16 protein-coding genes are annotated in these 15,341 nt (G+C 49.3%); 8 read left to right on the top strand and 8 right to left on the bottom strand.

Annotated features, from left to right (window positions below; all coding sequences use genetic code 11):
- Positions 1 to 24: 24 nt before the first annotated feature.
- Positions 25 to 1,161 carry a CO2 hydration protein gene (locus tag FEK30_RS13475; RefSeq protein ID WP_041443893.1) on the top strand — a complete coding sequence of 379 codons (1,137 nt, stop codon included), beginning with the start codon at positions 25 to 27 and terminating at the stop codon, positions 1,159 to 1,161.
- A 96-nt stretch (positions 1,162 to 1,257) separates the two neighbouring features.
- Here the strand turns inward: FEK30_RS13475 and speA are convergent, their stop codons facing one another.
- Positions 1,258 to 3,192 (bottom strand): biosynthetic arginine decarboxylase, encoded by a 1,935-nt coding sequence (gene speA, locus FEK30_RS13480; protein ID WP_012307419.1) that lies wholly within the window; start codon positions 3,190 to 3,192, stop codon positions 1,258 to 1,260.
- 282 nt (positions 3,193 to 3,474) lie between these two features.
- Between speA and FEK30_RS13490 the strand changes: the two genes are divergently transcribed.
- Positions 3,475 to 4,233, top strand: a complete 759-nt coding sequence (locus tag FEK30_RS13490; protein WP_138073470.1) for a hypothetical protein — start codon at positions 3,475 to 3,477, stop codon at positions 4,231 to 4,233.
- A 54-nt stretch (positions 4,234 to 4,287) separates the two neighbouring features.
- On the opposite strand, the gene FEK30_RS13495 is transcribed toward FEK30_RS13490, so the two are convergent.
- The 4 genes from FEK30_RS13495 to sufB form a co-directional block, all read right to left on the bottom strand.
- Positions 4,288 to 5,550 carry a SufS family cysteine desulfurase gene (locus FEK30_RS13495; protein WP_065716658.1) on the bottom strand — a complete coding sequence of 421 codons (1,263 nt, stop codon included), beginning with the start codon at positions 5,548 to 5,550 and terminating at the stop codon, positions 4,288 to 4,290.
- Positions 5,551 to 5,607: 57 nt separating this feature from the next.
- A complete protein-coding gene (gene sufD, locus FEK30_RS13500) occupies positions 5,608 to 6,966 on the bottom strand; it encodes a Fe-S cluster assembly protein SufD (protein WP_138073471.1) in 1,359 nt (452 codons plus the stop codon).
- 2 nt (positions 6,967 to 6,968) lie between these two features.
- Positions 6,969 to 7,742 carry a Fe-S cluster assembly ATPase SufC gene (sufC, locus tag FEK30_RS13505; RefSeq protein ID WP_062434719.1) on the bottom strand — a complete coding sequence of 258 codons (774 nt, stop codon included), beginning with the start codon at positions 7,740 to 7,742 and terminating at the stop codon, positions 6,969 to 6,971.
- Positions 7,743 to 7,808: 66 nt separating this feature from the next.
- Positions 7,809 to 9,248, bottom strand: a complete 1,440-nt coding sequence (sufB, locus tag FEK30_RS13510) for a Fe-S cluster assembly protein SufB (RefSeq protein ID WP_012307425.1) — start codon at positions 9,246 to 9,248, stop codon at positions 7,809 to 7,811.
- 178 nt (positions 9,249 to 9,426) lie between these two features.
- On the opposite strand from sufB, the gene sufR reads away from it, so the two are divergent.
- On the top strand, positions 9,427 to 10,083 hold the full coding sequence (gene sufR / locus FEK30_RS13515) for an iron-sulfur cluster biosynthesis transcriptional regulator SufR (RefSeq protein ID WP_138073472.1): 657 nt from the start codon (positions 9,427 to 9,429) through the stop codon (positions 10,081 to 10,083).
- A gap of 13 nt (positions 10,084 to 10,096) precedes the next feature.
- Here sufR and FEK30_RS13520 read toward each other — a convergent pair whose 3' ends face one another.
- Together FEK30_RS13520 and FEK30_RS13525 are read right to left on the bottom strand one after the other, a co-directional pair.
- Positions 10,097 to 10,930, bottom strand: a complete 834-nt coding sequence (locus tag FEK30_RS13520; RefSeq protein ID WP_138073473.1) for a DNA-formamidopyrimidine glycosylase — start codon at positions 10,928 to 10,930, stop codon at positions 10,097 to 10,099.
- A 106-nt stretch (positions 10,931 to 11,036) separates the two neighbouring features.
- Positions 11,037 to 11,447 carry a type II toxin-antitoxin system VapC family toxin gene (locus tag FEK30_RS13525; protein WP_138073474.1) on the bottom strand — a complete coding sequence of 137 codons (411 nt, stop codon included), beginning with the start codon at positions 11,445 to 11,447 and terminating at the stop codon, positions 11,037 to 11,039.
- A gap of 376 nt (positions 11,448 to 11,823) precedes the next feature.
- On the opposite strand from FEK30_RS13525, the gene FEK30_RS13535 reads away from it, so the two are divergent.
- Both FEK30_RS13535 and FEK30_RS13540 read left to right on the top strand, forming a co-directional pair.
- Positions 11,824 to 12,771: an NAD-dependent epimerase/dehydratase family protein gene (locus FEK30_RS13535; protein WP_138073475.1), complete on the top strand. Its 948-nt coding sequence runs from the start codon at positions 11,824 to 11,826 to the stop codon at positions 12,769 to 12,771.
- A gap of 34 nt (positions 12,772 to 12,805) precedes the next feature.
- Positions 12,806 to 13,288, top strand: a complete 483-nt coding sequence (locus tag FEK30_RS13540) for a Tab2 family RNA-binding protein (protein WP_099240738.1) — start codon at positions 12,806 to 12,808, stop codon at positions 13,286 to 13,288.
- A gap of 123 nt (positions 13,289 to 13,411) precedes the next feature.
- On the opposite strand, the gene FEK30_RS13545 is transcribed toward FEK30_RS13540, so the two are convergent.
- On the bottom strand, positions 13,412 to 13,576 hold the full coding sequence (locus FEK30_RS13545) for an NblA/ycf18 family protein (protein WP_030006375.1): 165 nt from the start codon (positions 13,574 to 13,576) through the stop codon (positions 13,412 to 13,414).
- Positions 13,577 to 13,804: 228 nt separating this feature from the next.
- Between FEK30_RS13545 and FEK30_RS13550 the strand changes: the two genes are divergently transcribed.
- The 3 genes from FEK30_RS13550 to FEK30_RS13560 all read left to right on the top strand — a co-directional run bounded on the left by FEK30_RS13550 (position 13,805) and on the right by FEK30_RS13560 (position 15,311).
- Positions 13,805 to 14,401, top strand: a complete 597-nt coding sequence (locus FEK30_RS13550; RefSeq protein ID WP_030006376.1) for a phycobiliprotein lyase — start codon at positions 13,805 to 13,807, stop codon at positions 14,399 to 14,401.
- A 145-nt stretch (positions 14,402 to 14,546) separates the two neighbouring features.
- Entirely contained in the window at positions 14,547 to 14,816 is a 270-nt protein-coding gene (gene rpsO, locus FEK30_RS13555; protein WP_012307434.1) for a 30S ribosomal protein S15, read from the top strand.
- A gap of 15 nt (positions 14,817 to 14,831) precedes the next feature.
- A complete protein-coding gene (locus tag FEK30_RS13560) occupies positions 14,832 to 15,311 on the top strand; it encodes a PAM68 family protein (protein WP_062434734.1) in 480 nt (159 codons plus the stop codon).
- The last annotated feature ends 30 nt before the right edge of the window (positions 15,312 to 15,341 follow it).

Raw genomic sequence — 15,341 nt, forward strand, 5'->3', positions numbered from 1 at the left:
CGTTTAAGAATTGTGGATATGAATATGGTCACTGCTGTTTTAGAGCCTTCGCGGCATCCCCTTGCCCCTTTCATTCATCGCCTTGAGCAAGGTTTACCGATGCTGGAAAATAGCGATCAAAATGTGATGGAAGTGGTGGGCATCCTCAAGAGTTATGGGGTGGTCTTAGATGCCTACTCGAATAATCTGAACTATGTGGCCGAATCGCAATTTCTCAATGTTTTTCCCTTTTTTAAGTATTTCAACGGCCAATTAACGGGCGATCGCCTCCTGAAACATTGGTGGCATGACCGGATTAACTTTGAATATGCCGAATATTGCATGAAGTCGATGTTTTGGCATGGTGGGGGGGGTTTAGATGCCTACCTCGACACGCCAGAATTTATTGAGGCCGCCAAAAAGGCGATCGCCGCCCGCTGGAAAAATAATCCCTTCATGTTGGGTTTGAATAAACTCTTCCCCGATTTTCTCCTGGAGCAAACTCGACAAATGGCCTACTACACAGGCTTGGGTCAGTTTTGGCGCGTCATGAGTGATATGTTTCTCGACCTGAGCGATCGCTACGATGCCGGCGAAATCAAAACCACCGCCGACGTGACCAACCACGTCCTAGCCGGATTGGTGGCCGATGCCAGCCGTCCCATCACCTACAAGGTCGAAATCAAAGGGGAAGTGTATGAGTTGATCCCAGAATCTGCGGGTTTAACTTTCCTGATGGATACTGCTGTTCCCTACGTCGAAGCGATTTTCTTCCGGGGAACTCCCTTTGCTGGCACCATCTCCTACAATGCCCAAGCCGCCCAAGTCCCCGCCGAACAAGGGATCTTTACCTATGGGGCTCTCTATGCCGACCCATTACCCATTGGTGGTTCGGGGATTCCGCCGACTCTGTTGATGCAAGATATGCGCCACTTCTTACCCGATTATCTCTGGGATTACTATATGGGCACCCTGCGCAAAGAGCAGGATTTGCGGGTTAAAATTTGCCAAACCTTCCAAAAATCGATGTTCTGTGTAACCAGTGCGGCTTTGATGGGGCTGGCTCCCCACGGGTTAGAACCCAAAACCCTCGCTGAGCAACAGGCAAACCGTGAATTTTTTGAACATTGGATGGATCGCCTCTTAAGTTCTCAAATTAAAGCTGTTAATAGCCAAGCATAGAGACGGCGGCTGCTTTTCTTATCCCGTAGAAAAACAAGTCAATATTTGGGCTTGGAGTAAATACAGATTCCTTGTGAATTTGCGCTGATCGGATGATTAGTGGAGGTAGGTGTAGCTTTCTAAGCTTTGACGATAATGGTTAATCAAAAGTTGTGACTGCTGGAGGGTTAGGCGCTTTTCACTCAGGGCTTTCTCTGTGCGACACCGCATTGTTTCGAGGAGATCGGCCACGTCATATTGCACATACTGCAAAACTTCTTTGATCGTGTCCCCTTCTACGAGGTGTTCGAGGTGGTAACCGTCATCGGTCAGACGCACGTGCACCACATGGGTATCGCCAAACAGGTTGTGGAGGTTGCCCATAATTTCTTGGTAAGCACCCATCAAAAAGAGACCCAGATAGTAAGGCTGACCATTGGGAGGGTGCAGTTCAAGGAGATTTTTACTTTCGGCCTTGGTATCAATAAAACGGTTAATACGTCCGTCGCTATCACAGGTTAAATCTGCCAGGATGCCTTTTTTGGTCGGTTCTTCGTGGAGTCGGTGGATCGGCATAATCGGAAAAAGCTGATCAATGGCCCAACTGTCTGGCACCGATTGAAACACAGACAAATTCACATAGTAGAGAGCGGCCATATTTTGCCAAAGTTCTTCAAAGTCTTCAGGGATGCTGGCTTGCCCCTGGATAATCGAAAAAATCTTTTGACAACAAGACCAGTACAATTCCTCGGCATTGGCGCGATCGCCTAAGCTGAGATAGCCCAAATTAAACAGGCTGATGGCTTCGTCTTTGAATTGCACGGCATCGTGATAGTTTTCCTGGTAATTTTCTGGGGTAATGGTGTCGTAGGTTTCCCGCAAATTACGCAGCACCAAATGCTCTTTATAGTCGGGCTTCGGGGGCAAGATCGGGTCAACTTCACTACTGCCGAGGACATCAAAAATTAACACGGCCTGGTGGGAGGCGATCGCCCGCCCACTTTCACTTACCAGCACGGGCACGGGCACGTTAGTTTCATCGCAAGTATCCTGCACCGTTGCCACCACGTCGTTGGCGTAGTTTTGCATATTGTAGTTCTTCGAGGAGGGGAAATTGTTCTTGGAGCCGCTGTAATCCACCGCGAGACCGCCGCCCACATCCAAAAAGCCCATGGGAGCGCCGAGTTTTACCAGTTCCACATAAATTTGTGAGGCTTCTCGGATGGCAGACTTAACAACACTGATCGACGAAAGTTGGGAACCGATGTGGTAATGCAACAATTGCAGGCAATCGAGCATTTCCTCTGCCTGTAGTTTTTCCACGAGTCGCAAAATCTGCGGAATGGTTAGCCCAAATTTAGCGCGATCGCCAGAGGACCCCCCCCAACGACCAATGCCGCGACTGGCAAGCTTGGCGCGAATGCCCAACATCGGCCGGATGCCCAAACTTTGACTCGCCCGAATCACCAAGTCTAATTCTTCCGGCTGTTCGATCACGATCAAGGCGCGGTGTCCCAATTGGGTCGCCAGGAGGGCCGTTTCGATGTAATGCTGATCCTTATAACCGTTGCAAATGAGCAGTCGCTCTTGATCGGCCTCTGGTTCCAACAGGGCGATCGCAATCATGAGTTCTGGCTTAGAACCCGCTTCTAGGCCCAGGTGGTGAGTGCGCCCCAATTCCACAAGATCTTCTACCAAATGGCGCTGCTGATTGCATTTGACCGGATACACACCCCGGTAATGGTTCGGATAGTCATACCGGGCGATCGCCGTCGCAAAACAATCCTGGAGCCGTTCAATGCGATCGCGGAGAATATCCGGAAAACGAATCAAGAAGGGTAAACCAATGTTTCGCTGTTTGAGGGATTCTACCAGCTCAAATAGATCAATACTCGTCCCTGCGTCCCCAAGGGGAGACACCTGCACATGACCCTGGTTGTTAATCGAAAAATATGGTTCCCCCCACCCTGCCACTTGGTATAACGTCTCGCTATCCGCCACTGTCCAACGGGTATTTACTGACTGCTCCAAACAACCAAGGGCTTTGTTCATCGTGGGTTTGCAACCTATTCCATTAAATTTTTGCCGGGCCTGGACAATTTTTGAAAATTGCCACTCTCTTATTTTCCCAGAGACGCCTCATCATACACAATGTTTTTGTGAAAATGCTGGGGAATGATTCGGCGATCGCCCCGCCGCCAATTGTGGCCGATGAACTCTCCATGGTTCTAAATTTTTTCTATACTTCTGGAAACAGACCCTACCGACCCTTGTTAATCTGTTAATAACTTCTGGCCATACCTTCATCTTAAAATTTTCCGTTTATCCTTGCATATGCCGCCAATCCTCCCTTCCACAAAGCAGATCATCGCGCAACAGCCCACACCGATTACAACCTTAGATCGCCCGACCTTTGGTGGCATTGCCCTATGGATTGCCCTTGCTTCGGCCTTCTTCTGCACTACCCTAGGTCTTTTGTTCTATATTCGTGGCATTAATCAAAAGCACAAAAAAGAAGCCAAGCTCAATCGTTACAAAATTAACGATCTCAAGAAAAAACTCAAACTGGCCCTGAACACCATCAAGAAAATGGAAAGTAACCCGGATTTAGTACACTCCCGGGAGTTTAACCTCGATTACCTCCGGATGCGGATGGAAGAAGATCAGTTCCACTACGTGATTGTGAACCAGCTCAAAATTAAGGTACGTCTCATCATCAGCGTTGCTCTACGTCCCAGCACCGCCGATGTAGCTACCGTCGGTATTGCCACCAGTGGTCGCCCCGTGGATGAAATTTTTGACGTTTATTACGACACGATTAATCGAGAAGGTCAACGTCAAGAGGGGGTTTTATTTCGGGTAAATATTAGCCTTACAAAACTTCCCGCCCAAGCTAGCAGCATCACCGTTGAACAAATTATTGATTGTCTTGAAAAGTTCCTCAATCCCAGTGAAGCCCCGGACTATTGGCAGCCCACGGTGCAAGGGCGTGTCGTCACCATTGAATGGGATCAAAAAGCAAAACCCACACCGCTACTCCTCTTTAAACAGTCAGAAGAAGGAGACAATGTGAGTTTTCGTAGTATTGCTTGATGATCTCTAGCAGTTAGCGAAAATTAGGGAGATTTGAGTGAGAAGTATGCGTCATTAACTACCCATGCTGGTAAAGAAATCAATGGTGTCCTTCAGGGCAGCAATAAACTGATCGATTTCAGCGGTGGTGTTGTAAAAATAGAGGCTGGCGCGGGCACTGCCAGAGGCATCGAACAGACGGTGGAGGGGTTGGGTGCAGTGGTGGCCGGAACGAATGGCAACGCCGTCGTGGTCGAGGAGGGTCGCTAAGTCATTGGCATGGACACCAGCAACATTAAAGGCCGCGAGGGCCGCCCGACCTTCCCCTTGGGCATCGGGTTGTTTGCCATAAATTTTTAGGTTCGGGATGTCCCGGAGTTCCTTAAAAAGATAGGCAGTGAGTTCAGCTTCGTAGGCATGGATGCGATCCATCCCAATTTGAGAGAGATAATCCACCGCCGCTCCAAGGGCGATCGCCTCACCGATGGCTGGGGTTCCTGCTTCAAATTTATGGGGCAGTTCACCGTAGGTAGAATGATCAAAGAAGACCTCGGCGATCATTTCTCCACCCCCCAAGAAGGGAGGCATCGCTTCGAGAATGTCCCGTTTTCCATAGAGAAAACCAATGCCCGTGGGCGCACACATTTTGTGACCAGAGCCGACGAGCCAGTCACAGTCCATTTGCTGCACATCAACGGGCATATGGGGCAAGCTCTGGCAAGCATCAATGAGAATTTTTGCGCCATATTTACGGGCCGCTTGGATGATCTCCGTCACCGGATTTACATTGCCCAAGGTATTGGAGACATGAACCACTGTGACTAGCTTCGTTTTGTCGCTAAGTAGCGCTTGGTATTGCTCAAAATCAAAGGTTTCATCCTGGGTTAACGGCACATACTTCAAGACAGCCCCAGTTTTCGCCGCGATCATTTGCCAAGGCACGATGTTGCTGTGGTGTTCCATCACCGACAGGATAATTTCATCCCCCGGCCCCAGATTACTCAACCCCCAACTGTAGGCGACAAGATTAATCGCTTCACTGGCATTGCGGGTGTAAACGATTTCATCACGACTGGCCGCATTGATAAACCGGGCGACTTTATCCCGTGCCCCTTCGTAGCCATCCGTTGCCCGGGCACTCAGGCTATGGATCCCCCGGTGAACATTGGCATTATCTTGTTGGTAATAATGCAGCAACGCATCGAGGACGGCCTTGGGTTTTTGGGAGGTGGCAGCGTTATCGAAGTAGATCAGTGGCTTTCCGTGCACGGTTTGGTGCAGGATGGGAAAGTCGTCACGAACCTGTTCGGCAAGGGGTTTCGGTTGGGTTGTGATCATAGGGGATTCACTGGGTCGGATGGGTGAGCGGGAACAGTTGGGGCGGCAATTTACAAGTTAGTCAACGGTGCGACAGGCAACACAACCCGTAAGGGCCTGCTGTAAATGGGCGATCGCCACGGTATCGAGAATTTCCGCAGCAAAGGCATCAATCAGCAAATGGCGCGCATCATAGTCATTGAGACCGCGACTGCGGAGGTAGAAAATTTCCTCGGCTTCCAGTTGGCTGACGGTGGCGCCGTGGGCACATTTCACGTTATCAGCGGTAATTTGCAGTTCGGGTTTGGTATCGACTTTGGCCTTGGGAGACAGCAGCAAATTGCGGTTCAGTTGGGCCGCGTTGGTCATTTGCGCTTCCTGAGGCACATGAATTTGGCCGTTGAAAACAGACCGGGCCGCATCGTCAATGATGCATTTATGGAGTTGATCAACGCTGCCGTAGGGATGCTGGAGATAAACGGCGGTGTGGGTGTCGCTGAGTTGTTCAGCGCCGACCATGGTTAACCCCTTGAGAATGGTTTCTGTTTGGGGGCCGTTTTGGGTCAGAGTCAGGGTATGGCGACTCAGTTGGGCACCAAAATTAACTTCTGTGAGTTGGTAATGGCTGTCTTGGGCTTGGGCGATCGCCGTATTACCGAGATGAATCGCGCCCCCAGCTTCCCGTTGTACCCGCACATGGTTAAGGCGGGCATTGGCCTGCACCCAAATTTCTGTTAAAGCATTGTTGAAATAGCGGTGGGTATCTTGATCGGTGCAACCCTGGGCGATCGCCCCGTAATATTCCACCACATTAGCTTGGGCTCCCGTTTCCGCAATCACGAGACAGCGGGACTGCATAGCCGTCGGTTGATCCGCACCGTTACCGACAAATAGCAGTTGGATTGGCTGTTCAACAACGGTATTTTTCGGCACCCAAACAATGGCGAGATCCCCAAGACCTGCATCATTGAGGGCGGCAAACACATCCAGTTGCTCGGTCTGCTGGCCAAGATATTTGGCGATCGCCGCTTTTTGATCCGCCGCTAATGCCGTGAAGTTGCCGACAAAAACGCCGTCAGGTAATCCCGAAACGCAGGACTGGTCGGGGGCATAGTGGCCATTCACAAATACCAAACGACTGTTGGCTGTTTCCGGTAGGGCAAAAACTTCCAAATCTGCCGCCGTTGGGGTTGTCGGTTGCGCCGCCTGAAAAGCCGTATTTTTGAGCACAGATAAATCTGTTACCCGCCAGGCCTCATCCCGTCGGCTTGGGAATTTTTCTTGGCGAACTTTTTCAAGGCCTTGATCGCGAATGGCTTGAAATTCCGCTGATTGGTTTCGGTCGAGTAATCCGAGAAATTTTTCCAGATTGGGATCGACTTCTGTCGGTTGACTCTGGGAAAAGGCGATCGCCGCTGTCATGGTACTGCTAGACATAGTTACACAACCCCCGCAGCCAGTTCTTGATCGAGGAAATCATAGCCCGTTGCTTCTAATTCCAGGGCAAGTTCCTTACCGCCACTCTTCACAATCCGGCCATCGTACATCACGTGGACGAACTGGGGCGTAATGTAATCCAATAGGCGTTGGTAGTGGGTGATCAAAAGAAACGCATTATCGGGTGTTGCCAATTGATTAACCCCTTCCGCCACAATTCGCAGCGCATCAATATCGAGGCCAGAATCAATCTCGTCTAAAATGCCTAAACTCGGCTCTAGTAGGGCCATCTGTAAAATTTCGTTGCGCTTTTTCTCGCCCCCAGAAAAGCCTTCATTCAAGCTTCTTTCGAGGAAACTGGGGTTCATTTTGACCACTTCGAGTTTTTCTTCGATCAAATCCTCAAAATCAAAGGCATCAATCTCTTCTTTGCCCTGATGCTTGAGCTTGGCATTATAGGCAACCCGCAGGAAATCAAGGTTGCTCACCCCGGGAATTTCGAGCGGATATTGGAAGGCGAGGAAAATACCATCTAAAGCCCGTTCTTCGGCTTCCTTCTCCAAGAGGTTTTCGCCCTTGTAGATAATTTCGCCACCAGTGACTTCATACTCAGGGTGCCCCGCAATAATTTTTGATAGGGTGCTTTTTCCTGAACCATTCCGACCCATAATTGCGTGGATTTCTCCTGCTTTGATCTCTAGATCAACGCCCTTGAGGATCGGTTGACCATCGACGGTCGCGGTCAAATTTTTAATCGCTAAAATAACGTCACTCATTGCCTTCAATTGCTTATTTCTGAACTAAAAAACGAATACTTATTTGCTGATAATTGAGGTTTGAAGCTACCCAACAGTGCCTTCGAGTTTGAGGCTGAGAAGTTTATCCGCTTCAGCCGCAAATTCCATCGGCAACTCACTGAGTACGTCCTTACAGAAGCCACTAACAAGCATTGAAATGGCGTCCTCTTCGGCGATACCCCGCTGGGCAAAGTAAAAGAGCTGCTCCTCGCCAATTTTTGCAGTGGAAGCTTCATGTTCCACCTTGGCATTTTGATTATCCACTTGGATGTAGGGGAAAGTATTGGCCTCCGCCGTATCGCCAATGAGCATCGAATCACATTGGGAATAGTTACGCGCTCCGTCAGCTTTGGGGTGCATTTTCACCAAGCCCCGGTAGCTATTTTTCGATTTGCCCGCCGAAATGCCTTTAGAAATGATTGTGCTACGGCTGTTTTTACCGATGTGGATCATTTTGGTGCCTGTGTCGGCCTGCTGGTGATTATTCGTTAAAGCAATGGAATAAAATTCACCCACGGAGTTATCGCCGAGCAAGACACAACTGGGGTATTTCCAGGTGATCGCCGAGCCGGTTTCTACCTGAGTCCAGGAAATCTTAGAATTGATACCTTTACAGAGGCCCCGCTTCGTCACGAAGTTGTAGATACCGCCTTTGCCTTCTTCGTCCCCCGCAAACCAGTTTTGGACGGTGGAATATTTGATGTCAGCGTTGTCAAGGGCCACCAGTTCGACCACAGCAGCATGGAGCTGATTGGTGTCAAACATTGGTGCGGTACAACCTTCAAGATAGCTCACGGAGGCACCTTCTTCGGCGATAATCAGCGTCCGCTCGAATTGACCTGTTTCCCCATCATTGATCCGAAAATAGGTGGATAACTCCATCGGGCATTTCACGCCTTTGGGAATAAAGACGAAGGAACCGTCACTAAACACGGCGGAGTTGAGCGCCGCAAAGTAGTTGTCAGAAGTGGGCACAACGGTACCGAGATATTTTTTGACCAGGTCTGGATATTCCTGCAGTGCTTCGGAAATGGAGCAGAAAATTACACCGTGCTTGGCGAGGTCTTTTTTAAAGGTGGTCGCAATGGAAACGCTATCAAAAACGGCATCTACAGCGACATTGGATAGACGCTTTTGTTCTGAAAGGGGGATGCCTAGCTTCTCGAACGTTTCTAGGAGTGCCGGATCAATTTCGTCCAGGCTCTCGATTTTTTTAGTTTCTTTTTTGGGGGCAGCGTAGTAAACGATGTCCTGGTAGTCGATGGGGGGATATTTAACATGGGCCCATTCTGGCTCAGCCATTTTAAGCCACTGGTGGTAAGCCTTGAGACGAAACTCCAGCATAAAGTCCGGTTCGTTTTTCTTGGCGGAAATTAAGCGAACGACATCTTCGCTGAGGCCACGGGGAATTTTTTCCGTCTCGATATCTGTGACGAAACCATATTTATAGGGCTGATTGACAAGGGTTTTGACGGTCGCACTCATGCTGGGGTCAGTCTCTCTACAGAATGGGTAATGCTTTCTGGGTTTGGCGTTGTCGGATTAAGAAAACGCGATATGATTAGTTTAACAACTGTTTGGTTGTTTTAGTTTCTATTCAAGGTACTTTAACAACAAAAAAGTTGTCAAATATTTGTGGTAGATCTTGTCTAACGGCTTATCCATGACCCTTTCTGACACCCGCGCCGAAACCCGTTCAACGAAGCATGACATTTTGGAATATTTATTGAAACATGGTCAAGTTAAGGCTGTGCAGTTGGCGAAATCTTTACAAATTAGCCCCCAGGCGGTGCGACGCCACCTGAAAGATCTAGAAGAAGAAGGCCTCATTGAACACCGGGCAAAGCAGGAGGGTTTGGGGCGTCCTAATTATTTTTATGGTCTGAGTCGGGCCGGCCGCGATCGCTTTCCGAACCGCTATAACGATTTTGCGGTGTCTTTTTTGGATACCTTGGCAGAGACGGCGGGGGAAGAGCAGGTCAAGGAAGTGCTCCGCAAACAATGGCAAAAGAAAGCCCACAGCTACCGCGATCGCCTTGGGGATGGTTCTTTGCCAGAGCGTTTAGCCCGTTTGGTCACTTTGCGTAAAGAAGAAGGCTACATGGCGGAGGTCATTCCGGCGACAGACCACGGTCACGATGGCTTTTTATTGACGGAACACCATTGTGCGATCGCCGATGTGGCCGAATCCTTTCCGATGGTCTGTGGCAACGAACTGGAGATGTTTGAAGAAGTTTTACCCGACTGCACCGTAACCCGCACTCAATGGATCAACGAAGGGGAACACCAGTGCGGCTACATCATCCAAGCCAAAGATTAATCAAACAAACACATTAGCCCTGACATTGGGGACAAAAATGGGTCGATCGTCCACCGAGTTTGATCCGTTCGATGGGATGACTGCAAACGCGACAAGGTTCCCCCGTGCGCCCGTAGGTGAGGGCCATACCGCCATAGTTGCCGTTGGTGCCCGTGGTGCTGACAAAATCGCTAAAGGTAGTGCCGCCTTGGGCAATAGAAGTTTCCAGCACTTCAACAATTGCTTGATGGAGCTTCTCGATTTCTGACATCTTTAAGCTGCTAGCCTTGCGGGTGGGATGGATGCCAGATTTAAACAGCGCTTCGTCAGCATAGATATTGCCCAAGCCAGTCACGATGCTTTGGTCAAGCAAGAAAGTCTTCATTGGCCGCTGGCGCTTTTCGCAGCAAGTAGCCAGCACATCCGCCGTAAAATCTGGGGAAAGGGGTTCCACACCCAAGCGTGTCAATCCCGTAATTACAGATTCCACAATAGTTCCTGCTGGTACCCACCAAATTTGCCCAAAGGTGCGCAGGTCAACAAATCTCAGTTCGCGATCGCCTGCCAGGAAAAACCGCATCCGAGTATGTTTTTGTACAGGCACATCCGGGGTTGTCCAGAGAAATTTCCCCGTCATCCGCAGATGAATCCCAAGGGTTGAGCCATCGGATAATTTTCCGAGTAAATACTTGCCGCGTCGCTGCCAATCTTGAATGACCAAGCCTTGGATTGCCCCTAGAAAGTGATCGGGATCTGTAGGATAGGCCAGGGTTTTGCGGAGGAGAATTTCTGCCCCTGTAAACCGCTGATTTACACTAATCTGCATCAAACCGCGACGAACGGTTTCCACCTCTGGTAGTTCTGGCATGGATTTCCCTGACTTGTATTGCCTTTGCAGATTGAAGCAGTTTTTTAGGGATGGAGCAACTTGGACGAGCCTTGCGTTACTGAATGAAGAATTAATTCTGCATTTTTTAGGAAAGGATGATTTTAAATTTTTTCCGGCCCTTAATCCGATAAATAGAAAAATCGCGGTCAATGGTGGCGACGGTGTCTAAGTTTAATTTTTCTGCGAGAAGCACTAAGCAAAAATCCGCAAAATCCATGGGTAAATCACGGTACTTTTCTGTCAGTTCCCGTAGCCGCTGAAAATCATGGTTTTCAATTTGACAAATTTCCACACCACCTCTACTAATCCATTCCAGAAAATCAATTTGCGCATTGCGATTGAAATCTAACAGATGGAGGGTTTCTGTGATTGAGGCAATCGTTGTAATCAGCGGCAGATTATTGTTTCTAATGAATTCCAAGGCTTTTGGATGATATTTATCCGACGCGTCAAACAGGGCAATCAGCGGCCCAGAGTCAATCAGAATCTTTTTCATGCTCGCTTCGCTTTAAGCTTTTCTTTTAGGAGCATTTTCCGACAGGAAGATAAATCATCTCTACCACTGCTATATTTGCCAAACAAATCTTTGCCAGTTTCCCAAGCACTTTGTTGGTCGAGATTGTGAATGTATTCAACTAGGCTTTTGCGGATTAGTTCAGATTTTGTGATGCCTAAATTTTTGGCCGTATTACTAACTATTTTGTCTAGGTCTGGGTCAAGTCTTAGGGTAATCATTAACAACACCATTGTCGTATTGCATATTGTAATACAACAAAATTGGGGGAGTGCCGGTGGCTGAAAAAAACTTTGCGATCGCCTAACCCCATCCTCTATTTTGGAAACATCAAATTTTTTCTCCCCCGAACATCATCATGTCGAAGGTCATTGTCACAGGCGCTGCGGGATTTATTGGCTCTAGCCTCGCAGAAACCCTACTCCAGCAGGGGATTACAGTGGTGGGTGTTGATCAGGTGAATGACTATTACGACACAACCCTCAAGCGTAAAAACCTAGCCGCCCTCGCTCAGTACCAAAATTTCCAACTCATCGAAGCAGATATCCAGCACCTCGATTGGGAAGATCTGCTGAAAGGTGTGAGTGTGGTTTACCATCAGGCAGCCCAAGCCGGAGTACGGGCCAGTTGGGGCATCGGCTTTCGGGACTACACCGAGCGAAATATTAATTCCACCCAAGTAATGCTCGAAGCGGCGAAAAAGGTCGGTACTTTAGAACGTTTTGTCTATGCGGGCACATCCTCGGTTTATGGCGATGCGGAAACCATGCCCACCCCAGAAACCATTTGTCCCCAGCCCGTTTCCCCCTATGGCATTACAAAATTAGCGGCGGAACGGCTCTGCTGGCTTTATTTAAAAAATTACGCTGTCCCGGTCACATCCCTGCGTTACTTCACGGTGTATGGCCCCCGGCAACGGCCCGATATGGCTTTCCATAAGTTTTTCCGGGCGGCAATCCTCGGTGAAAGTATTGGTATTTATGGTGACGGTAAACAAACCCGTGATTTTACCTATATCAGCGATGCGGTACAGGCGAACCTTTTGGCAGCCCAGGAACCAAAGGCGATTGGCGAAATTTTCAATATCGGCGGTGGCAGTCGGGTGATTTTAAATGATGTGCTCGATGAAATTGACCAGATCGTTGGCAAACCGATTCCACGAAACTATGGCGATCGCGCCCGGGGAGATGCCAGACATACCAGCGCCGATGTGACCAAGGCGAAAACGATTTTAGGCTATAACCCCCAGGTGAAACTCAGTGAGGGCCTGCGGCGAGAATGGGACTGGATTCAAAGTCTGTATTAGTTTGTATGAAAACAATCCCTGAGGCACATTGATTATGGCGCAAAATTTACCCGCTCCCCCCCAACCTTTGCCCGATGAACTTTGGGGTGAAAATTGGCGTTTTGGCAGCATTCCCGCTGGAGATTTTTGGGATTTGTTTGGCGATCGCCCGATTCCAATTTTGTCGTTGCCGGAGGAGTTGCAGCCGGTGAAATTGGGGCTAGCTTCTAATGTGCTGATTCCGGGGACGATTATTTATGGCGGCAGGCAGTCGATGCAGTTGGCCCAGTGGCTCCAGGAGCAGCAACCCCAAACGGTTTTTTACCAAGAAACGGAGGCTAACCTCGCGGGCGGACTTGTCCTTACCGGGGCCGATACCCAACGGTGGGTGATCATGACTTTCCATGACCAGGCGATCGCCAGCGCCGGACAACGTTACCAACAACGGCTCCAGCAGGCCCAAGGGTTACATTTTCTCTTGATCCAACCGGACGATTCCGATGTGACCCACACCGCCCTTTGGCTCCTAAAAGCTTAGGGATTAGCAAAAATTTGCCCACAAAAAATCCCAATAAAAAGCGATCGCCACCTGAGAGGAATAGGAGAAGGGCGATCGCCGACAATTTTTTTCAATACTATTTCTAGACACCTAAACCTGGGTCTAGCTTTCCGTTAACTTGGTGAACAGGTTGTCTTTCACCAGCATTTGCCGAAACATTTCCATTAAAAATTCTTGGGCTTGCTCCAGGCTCAGGTCTTGGGTACGGGTTTCAAAGATTTGCACCTGTAGCCTTTGTTCGAGGGTCAAGTTGGTTTCCGGGGACATGGGCAGCTCCTTGCCAATAGCTCTGGCGAATATTGCGAATGTCTCTACTGCATTTAATCTAACCTCTGTCAATCGTTCTGTCAAAATTGAAACAAAAAGAAACAATGGGGCGATCGCCTATTTCCCAGGGAGCGGCCCGAAATTCGTTAAGCTGAAAGATGTTTTTAACAAACACCGATAAAACGATATTTTTGTAATCAGCCAAGACCCAGAGGACAATTTTTCGATATGCAAAGCTTTGCGGATGCCAAGGAATTTTTCCAATACAGTGCCGGACAATGGCAGTCTCGACGCGTTACCCACCACCTGCCCTTCCGGCGCGCCGAATCCGGTGGTTCTAATATCCAAGTCGAAACCCTCGAAAAAGACGATCCCCGCATCATTGAAATTTGCCAGATGCACGACATGGACGCTAGCCTCAGCGTCGGCGGCTCCTATGTCACCTGGGCTGGCACGATGCAATGGGACAAAGACGATGAAAACCACGAAGGTAGCACGGTTTTTGCCCTCATCCCCGATGCTGACAACCCCCGCCAAGGCAAACTGCTGCGGGAGCGCGGCTATGCGGAAATCGTTCCCGTCGCTGGTGAATATCATCTAGATCATGAAGATGGCCTCGTTCTGACCACCGAATACGAAACCATGACGATCTACGAACGGTTTTGGTTCGCCAACCCAGACCTACGCCTGCGTACCAGCACCGTAAAACGCTTTGGGGGCTTTAACACAACGACTTTTTGTATGGAAGAGCGTATCCAGACATCCTCGGCAACGGCGACTGCGGCTGCGGAAACCAATCCCCTTTACGCTATTAGCGGTTGGTAGTGGGGAATTTTTGGCCATTTTGCCCCACAGAGATATCCGTGTTGCTGCAGTCAAAAAGATTCCGCCTGTCCATAGGCTTTCGGAGCAAACAGTGTTAGCATAATAGACTGCAATATTTGTATTTTATTTTCTACAAAAACAGATTATGGCTTTAACGCAAGAGCGTAAACAGGAACTCATGGGCGAGTATCAGGTACACGAAACTGATACTGGGTCTGCGGATCTCCAAGTGGCCTTCCTCACGGAGCGCATTAACCAACTGACCGAACACCTCAAGGTCAACAAAAAAGACCATTCCTCCCGGCGTGGTTTGTTAAAAATGATTGGGAAGCGGAAGCGCCTTTTACAATTTATTAAATCCAACGACCAAGAACGTTATCAAACCTTGATTGGTCGCCTCGGAATTCGTCGTTAAGTTTTTACCCAACCCATGTCCTCTGAACCGAAGCGAGATCGACTCCCCTTCGAGCCAAAGCAAACGAAGCAAAAGGCTCCCAAAAAGCCCCCAGCAACGGCAACGACTCAGTCTAGTTCAGGATCAAATGCGCCTAGGCGATCGCCAAAAGATGAGGCCAGTTTATCGGCGATCCCCGATGCAGTGAGCAAACGGATGATTCGTCGGATGGCCTTATTCTCCGGGATTCCTACGGCTATGGGGATCACATCATTTGTGGTGTCCTACTATATTGTTTCCCGCGAACTGCTGGAGTTGCCCACCATCGCTGTTCTCCTAGTGAGCCTGGGTTGTTTCGGTTTGGGGGTTGTGGGGCTGAGCTACGGCATTCTCTCCACATCCTGGGATGAAAATCGTCCGGGGAGCCGTCTCGGTTGGGAGGAATTTAGTCTGAACCTCGGCCGGATGGTTCAAGCCTGGCGTGCCAGTCGCCGGGAAGCCCGCAGCAAATCTTAAAGTTTAGACCCTTGGTTTTTCAGGGTTTCC

The organism is Picosynechococcus sp. PCC 11901 (genome assembly GCF_005577135.1).
Lineage (GTDB): Bacteria > Cyanobacteriota > Cyanobacteriia > Cyanobacteriales > MRBY01 > MRBY01.

Bases quoted from the DNA above. Each gene is read 5' to 3' on its own strand.
- FEK30_RS13475 (WP_041443893.1), top strand. From the start codon at position 25: ATGGTCACTGCTGTTTTAGAGCCTTCGCGGCATCCCCTTGCCCCTTTC.
- speA (WP_012307419.1), bottom strand. From the start codon at position 3,192: ATGAACAAAGCCCTTGGTTGTTTGGAGCAGTCAGTAAATACCCGTTGG.
- FEK30_RS13490 (WP_138073470.1), top strand. From the start codon at position 3,475: ATGCCGCCAATCCTCCCTTCCACAAAGCAGATCATCGCGCAACAGCCC.
- FEK30_RS13495 (WP_065716658.1), bottom strand. From the start codon at position 5,550: ATGATCACAACCCAACCGAAACCCCTTGCCGAACAGGTTCGTGACGAC.
- sufD (WP_138073471.1), bottom strand. From the start codon at position 6,966: ATGTCTAGCAGTACCATGACAGCGGCGATCGCCTTTTCCCAGAGTCAA.
- sufC (WP_062434719.1), bottom strand. From the start codon at position 7,742: ATGAGTGACGTTATTTTAGCGATTAAAAATTTGACCGCGACCGTCGAT.
- sufB (WP_012307425.1), bottom strand. From the start codon at position 9,248: ATGAGTGCGACCGTCAAAACCCTTGTCAATCAGCCCTATAAATATGGT.
- sufR (WP_138073472.1), top strand. From the start codon at position 9,427: ATGACCCTTTCTGACACCCGCGCCGAAACCCGTTCAACGAAGCATGAC.
- FEK30_RS13520 (WP_138073473.1), bottom strand. From the start codon at position 10,930: ATGCCAGAACTACCAGAGGTGGAAACCGTTCGTCGCGGTTTGATGCAG.
- FEK30_RS13525 (WP_138073474.1), bottom strand. From the start codon at position 11,447: ATGAAAAAGATTCTGATTGACTCTGGGCCGCTGATTGCCCTGTTTGAC.
- FEK30_RS13535 (WP_138073475.1), top strand. From the start codon at position 11,824: ATGTCGAAGGTCATTGTCACAGGCGCTGCGGGATTTATTGGCTCTAGC.
- FEK30_RS13540 (WP_099240738.1), top strand. From the start codon at position 12,806: ATGGCGCAAAATTTACCCGCTCCCCCCCAACCTTTGCCCGATGAACTT.
- FEK30_RS13545 (WP_030006375.1), bottom strand. From the start codon at position 13,576: ATGTCCCCGGAAACCAACTTGACCCTCGAACAAAGGCTACAGGTGCAA.
- FEK30_RS13550 (WP_030006376.1), top strand. From the start codon at position 13,805: ATGCAAAGCTTTGCGGATGCCAAGGAATTTTTCCAATACAGTGCCGGA.
- rpsO (WP_012307434.1), top strand. From the start codon at position 14,547: ATGGCTTTAACGCAAGAGCGTAAACAGGAACTCATGGGCGAGTATCAG.
- FEK30_RS13560 (WP_062434734.1), top strand. From the start codon at position 14,832: ATGTCCTCTGAACCGAAGCGAGATCGACTCCCCTTCGAGCCAAAGCAA.